We start from the raw sequence: 6401 nt of genomic DNA, 5'->3' as shown, positions 1-6401 counted from the left end.
GATGGGCTTAAGTCAACATGATCTTTAAATGCGATCGCCATATCTTGTTGGGGCATATCTGCTGGATGAATACCAGCAGCGAAGGCAATCAGGGTAGCTCCCAGGCTGTAGAGATCGGCGGCGGGACTAGCATAACCACCAAATTGTTCTGGGGGCATGTAGCCATAAGTACCTACCACAGTAATCGTTTTTCCGGCTCTGCTGGCTAAGGTTTGAACAGAGCCAAAATCCACTAAATAAGGGCGGTCTGCCAAAATAATATTACTAGGTTTAATATCGCGGTGAATGACTGGTGGTTGTCGCTTGTGGAGAAAAATGAGTATCTTTAGTAAATCTTGAGCAATATTTTTTATTTGTCTTTCAGTAAATTTACCTTGTAAGTTCATATGTTCTTCCAGGGATTTACCTTTGACATAACTCTGAACTAAGGCATAACTTTTATGGGATGAATCTAGTTCAAAGTAATCTATGTAACGAGGAATTGCCGGATGTTCTAGTACTTTTAGGGTTTCTGCTTCCCGTTGAAACAGTTTGAGGTCTTCCCATGCAAAATCACTACTAAAGGTCAAGAGTTTTACAATAACTAACTGTTGAGTTTCTAAGTCACGAGCCAGAAGAGTACGTCTTCCTGCCTTTTTTCCCAATTGTTGCTGAATTGCATAGCGTTGCTGAAGTATTTCTTCTGTCACCCACCGCACTCCTCGCGCTGACCTTTAATTTTGGTTATAACCCAGGTTTTTAGTAATCGACAATTGGGTATTTACAGTGTTGCGCCCATTCGATGCGTTTCTTCCATTCGTAGCGGGTGGTGCGCTGCCAGTGGGGATGCTCCTAAGAAATCGCCAGGTTTCTTAGGAGAGGGATAATACCAAGAGAGAAAAATAATTGGGACAGATGGAAAGAAAGAAAAGCTTATGTAGTAAATCTTTCACAATCTAAAATCCAAAATCTAAAATGCCATAATAAGTGCCAGCACTACCCTTATAGAACTTACAAATGGCACATTTATAAGCATAGAGAGTGTGGCACTTTGATAAATACTTTGTAAATTAGGGCTTCTAGTGTCACGCACCGACCACCAATTTTGACAATATTGTAAGTCCTACCTCATTCAGAATGTTCCAGATATATGTATCCCTCTTTCAGGGTCAAGTAAACTTTATACAAAGTTAGCATTGTGATTCAGGTCGAAACCAGAATATACATCATAAACGATAGCAACCAGGTCATTCTTTCCATTCGTACTATGGGATATGTAAGCATCACCAGAAGAAATACCGACATGATATTCGCCGACAGAACCGTGGAGTTCTAAAATATCCTCACCAATTGTGAAATCCTTAACTTCAGCAAAGTCATATTTTCCATCCGCAATATAATATGCCTGATGAGAATTTCCAAGTACAAAGATATCTGCGTCACTTCCACCTATAAGAACATCTTTCTCATGTGCTCCAACAGCGTAGGAATCACTTCCGATAATTCTATCCTCACCACCACCACCAATGATGGTGTCATGACCAGCTCCCCCAATTAGGTAATCATTACCATCATAATGACTACCTTCATAAACATAATCGCCATAGATGATATCGTTATCATAGCCTCCTTTGACAGTATCTGACCCACCACCAGCTTTAATCCAGTCATGACCTTTACCACCATCGATAGTGTCATTACCAGAAACACCCCAATAGTAGCCATCTCCTAAAATTGTGTCGTGACCCTTGCCACCTTCAATATAATCTTTGCCAAGACCACCTTCAATATCATCGTTACCATGATAACCATCTAAATGATTATCGTGCTTGTCTCCTTCGAGAGTATCATTTCCTGTAGAACCAATGGCTTTCTCGATGTTGTAAATCTTTTCTTTACCTGAAAAACCTGAAAAAGTAACAACACCTTTTTCTAAGTTTAAATGCAGGTCATTGTGGCGAGCAGCATAGGAGACAGTGTCGTAGCCATCACCACCATCAATGGTATCATAGCCGTAGCCACCATCAATGTAATCATTTCCACCCCTACCATTAATATAGTCTCTACCATGATAACCCTCTAGATGATTGTCACCATCATCTCCATAGATAGTGTCATTTCCCTGAGAACCAATGACTTTCTCTATATTGTGTATAGTTTCAGTGTCCTGTGTATTTGAACTGATGTAATTATCATCATCATCATCGTCATCGTCATCATTATTATTACTCCAATAGGTTGCAAAGGAGACAATACCTTGTGCTAAGTCTAGATAAACATCATTGCTTCGGGCTGCATAGGAGACAGTATCATAGCCACTACCACCATCAATGTAATCTAATCCATAGCCACCATCGATGTAATCGTCACCACTTCCACCGTGAATACTGTCTCTACCATTGCCACCATAGAGCCAGTCATTACCAGCACCACCTTCGATGATGTCATCGCCATCATAGCCTTTGACAGTGTCATGTCCTAGACTGGCGTATATTTTATCGTTGTAGTGAGTACCTTCAATGTAATCATCCCAGATAGTGCCATAAATGACATCATCGCCCAGATTATTGATTAAAGTATCTCCTCGCAGTTCAACCAAGCTAGTATTCGTTTGTACTATAACTAGCTGGGTATCATAACTAAAAGTACGTTCATAAGTACCAAAAATAGCTAAGGCAGTTACAGAGTCTATGCCATTGTCACCATCAATATCAGTCTCTCCAAAGCTTGTAAAGCTAACATTGCCACTAGAACTAGACTGGAATTCACCTGTTCCCTCAGAAGAAATTAAATCACCTGTGAGACCGAAATAATCTATTAATATGGGATTATCATCGCCATTTGAGATGTCTAACACCATAAAAGTCGTTTTTGAACTAGCCGTGGAATATTCAGTATCAGGATTTTCAATTTCTTTAGCTAATAGATCTAAAGATGCTGTAAATTCAAAAGAGAAAACTTGACCTGCTGCAACATTAAACTGAGCAACTACTTGAGTTTCACTTGTGCTACTTGCTTGAAAAGCTCCATCTTCCCCTGTGGCAGTATTTTCAGTGAACAAATTGGTAAAAGCTGGATCATTGATAAAAGTAGCATCAGCCTCAGCGATTGCTTGAGCCACACCACCGTTGACTAGAACATCTAACAGGGCGGAACTTGAACCTTCTTCTGTGGAGTTTTGACTATAGCTGAAAAATTGAGCACTTCCTGTTGCCTCTGCAAATAGAGGGTCTAAACTTGTTATTGAATTAACAGGGTATAAAAATTTTATTTCTCCTGTATTGCTCGACATTATGTATTCTCCTGTAATTATATATCGTTAAGTTTCAGTGGAATTTCAACATCCAAGTTGAATGCCTATAGATGATGGTGATAGTGTTTTTTCGCACAAATTAAATACAGCCTCATATATGTAAATCTTTGTTCCTTACAAATAGATGCGTAAATAATGATGGAAGTAGTTTCCCTGACAATGCTTATAATTACTCTTGGTGAGCAAATTAATACCAATTCAATTCAATAAATGATTGCACTACAATCAATTAATTGATGTAGAAACGAAGTAATTCCGCGTTCCTACAGAAATCTATGATATTGCCTAATTGCTTGAAATAGGTATCATTTTTTTTGAAAATACCTTCAATATCATATGGTTAAATTTACTGAATATCTAGTGCTAACATCAGAAATTTACCTAAAATTATTTTTTTCTTTATTAAAAAAATATTTTTTTAATGATGCAGCAAAAAGCACACTGTTGATTGTTTTATGTTAATCACTCTGAAAAATTTCTCTGCCGTGGATACACGGCAATGCAATAAAAAGTAAAACTGGGGAAGCTAAATATACATCCTGTTATTATATAGCAACAATACCAGCATTTCCATTTCCACATGGGAAATATAGGTTCTATTGCTCAAGCATAGTGCTATATCTTTGTGCCGTTGTTTTGCAATTTGCGATCGCGGAGTGGTAAATTATAATTTAATTGAAAGATAAAATTATTTGTTTAAAAATATTTTTACATTACTAATTTAACTCCAAAATTGTATATATAAGCTTATTTCTATGATGAATTTTACGCTAGATTAGTTCTAATAGGATCAAACTGTATATTTCAAGAAGGTAATCAGTAATTGCTGATTGGGCATTATTGCGAATTAAGGACTTATCTATGGGAAGCCAGAAACTTAAGTGTTTTGTAGATTTATATTGTTCATAACAATGATTTATCTGAAAAGCATAGTGGATTTGTTTAATTCGTAGCTACTGTTAGCTTCAATATCAAATTTTACCAATTATCTAATTTTGTGATTAATTTTGTCTTAATTTTCCTGTAAGCTATGAAGTCTTCTGAGTCTCAATCTGATTCTGAACAAAATTTGCCAGAACTATCCTTTGAACCCACTAATAAACAGGAAGGATGGCTATGGTTATTTTTTGCAGTTCTCATAGTAATTAGTGGAGGTGCAGCCTTAGGACTTTTGATGAGTCCAGAACATCAAATTTCATCACAGACTAGCAATACAATTAAAGCCAAGCGAGTTAAAATATCAACAGTTGGAGTCGGTACAATTGAGGAAAGTTCTGATTATATTGCTCGGTTGGAACCTTTAAATTCAGTTACACTCCAACCCAAGATTCAAGGTAAAGTCACCCATGTATTTGTCAAATTGGGCAATCTCATTCAGGCGGGTAGTGCAATTATACAAGTCAACTCCCAAGGCGAAGAATCAACAGCTATTATCGATCGCTACTATCAAGCACGGCAAGATTTAGATCGTACCCGTGATGTTCTCAATAATCTAGAGACAGCAAGATCATCACAACTTGCTAATGCTCAATTAAATCAACAACAATACCAAAGGTATTCTCTTTTAGCCGCACAAGGTGCTGTATCTCGACAAACAAGGGATAAGTATGCCAATAATTTAGTGGCAATGGAAACGAGTTTAGGGGCAATTGATGCCAAAATTCAAGCACAACAAGTGAGAGTATTACAAGCAGAAAAAGCTTTAGAACAGGCTTATCAATTGACTCAACAACCAAATAATATTCAGCGTTATAAAATTACGGCTCCTTTAACTGGCACAATTACTAATATTGCCATAAAAGTCGGAGATACGATTAATACCTCTACTCAAATAGCTACAATTACTCAAAATCAACCTTTAGAAATTAAAATAAATGTTCCCAAAAAAATGAGTTCCCAGTTACGTAAAGGGATGCCAGTGGAAATAATAGATCCACAAGGTAAGAAATTAAGTAAAACTAGAGTATATTTAATTACCAAAGATAAAAAAGATTCTGAATTTATAATTGTTAAGGCTCTACTAAAAAATAGTAAGTCTAAGGTCGATGCGAATCAACTTGTCCGTGCTAGATTGATTTTTAAACAAAGACCTGGAGTTTTGATTCCTACTGCTGCAATTTTTAGCGTTGCTGAAGAGAATTTTGTTTATGTTGTGGAAACAGTAAAAGTGATGGGAGAGAAATCACGATTAATTGCTAGGCAAAGACGCATTCAATTAGGAAATATAAAAGGTAATAATTATCAGGTTTTGGGAGGATTACAACCAGGGGAAAGAATAGTAGTATCAGGTTTACTTAACTTAAGAGATGGTGACAGAATTATTCCTCGATAAATTTAGTTTTATCGAATATGCCATGCTTGCCAAAACATATAAACTGCTAAAATAGCTAAGAGGCTACGAAAAGCAATACTAACTATTTTATCTGGTAACTTGGGTAGGAAACGGGTACTAACCTGGGCTCCTAATAATCCTCCCAAGCCAAGAATCAATCCCTGTATTAATAAAATATTGCCACGTAGAGCATGACCAACACTAGCAGAAATGGCTGTAATGACAATCACACCCAAACTAGTTTGAATCGCAACTTTAATCGGTTCTTTTAGTAATAACATTTGTAGTGGCACCATAATAATGCCACCACCCACACCAAATAAACCTGCTAGTACCCCTGCGCCTCCACCAGTCAGCATTCGAGCAATATGAGGCTGAAGAGTTGGTTGTTGGTTTTCCGTCTCAGTTTCTCTGAGGATTAAGCGTTTGCGCCATGCTACTAACAAAATATTTAGTAATAGTAAAAAGCCAAAAGTAACAAGTAATACCTTGGATGAAAATATACTTGCTAAATACACCCCTATTTGGGCTGTAAATAAAGCTGGTAGTGCTAGCAATATCACTCGCTGGAAATTAATAAAACCCATGCGCCAATTTTGAACAGTACCAGAAGTAGCTGTAATCACAATCGCTAAACTACTAGTGGCAACTGCTTGTAAGGGTGTATATCCTAATGCAATTTGCATAGGTACTAACACTGTACCGCCACCAATACCCAAAAATCCAGCCAGAATACCGGAAAATAAACCTCCAAATCCCAAAAAATGCCAATTTTCC

4 protein-coding genes are annotated in these 6401 nt (G+C 37.2%); 1 reads left to right on the top strand and 3 read right to left on the bottom strand.

Annotation, left to right across the window (positions count from 1 at the left end):
- Nucleotides 1–689 (bottom strand): serine/threonine protein kinase (locus tag CALSC_RS00570; protein WP_143288107.1); only part of this gene is annotated, 689 nt, incomplete at its 3' end.
- 470 nt (nucleotides 690–1159) lie between these two features.
- Nucleotides 1160–3271: a calcium-binding protein gene (locus CALSC_RS00565; RefSeq protein WP_088239494.1), complete on the bottom strand. Its 2112-nt coding sequence runs from the start codon at nucleotides 3269–3271 to the stop codon at nucleotides 1160–1162.
- Nucleotides 3272–4322: 1051 nt separating this feature from the next.
- Between CALSC_RS00565 and CALSC_RS00560 the strand changes: the two genes are divergently transcribed.
- Nucleotides 4323–5624, top strand: a complete 1302-nt coding sequence (locus CALSC_RS00560; protein WP_088239493.1) for an efflux RND transporter periplasmic adaptor subunit — start codon at nucleotides 4323–4325, stop codon at nucleotides 5622–5624.
- 8 nt (nucleotides 5625–5632) lie between these two features.
- On the opposite strand, the gene CALSC_RS00555 is transcribed toward CALSC_RS00560, so the two are convergent.
- The coding region (locus tag CALSC_RS00555; RefSeq protein ID WP_407641865.1) for a sulfite exporter TauE/SafE family protein at nucleotides 5633–6401 on the bottom strand (769 nt) is incomplete at its 5' end.

The organism is Calothrix rhizosoleniae SC01 (genome assembly GCF_900185595.1).
GTDB lineage: Bacteria > Cyanobacteriota > Cyanobacteriia > Cyanobacteriales > Nostocaceae > Calothrix_A > Calothrix_A rhizosoleniae.
Note: the sequence above shows the minus strand (reverse complement) of the source record. Positions and strands in the feature narration are given on the sequence as shown.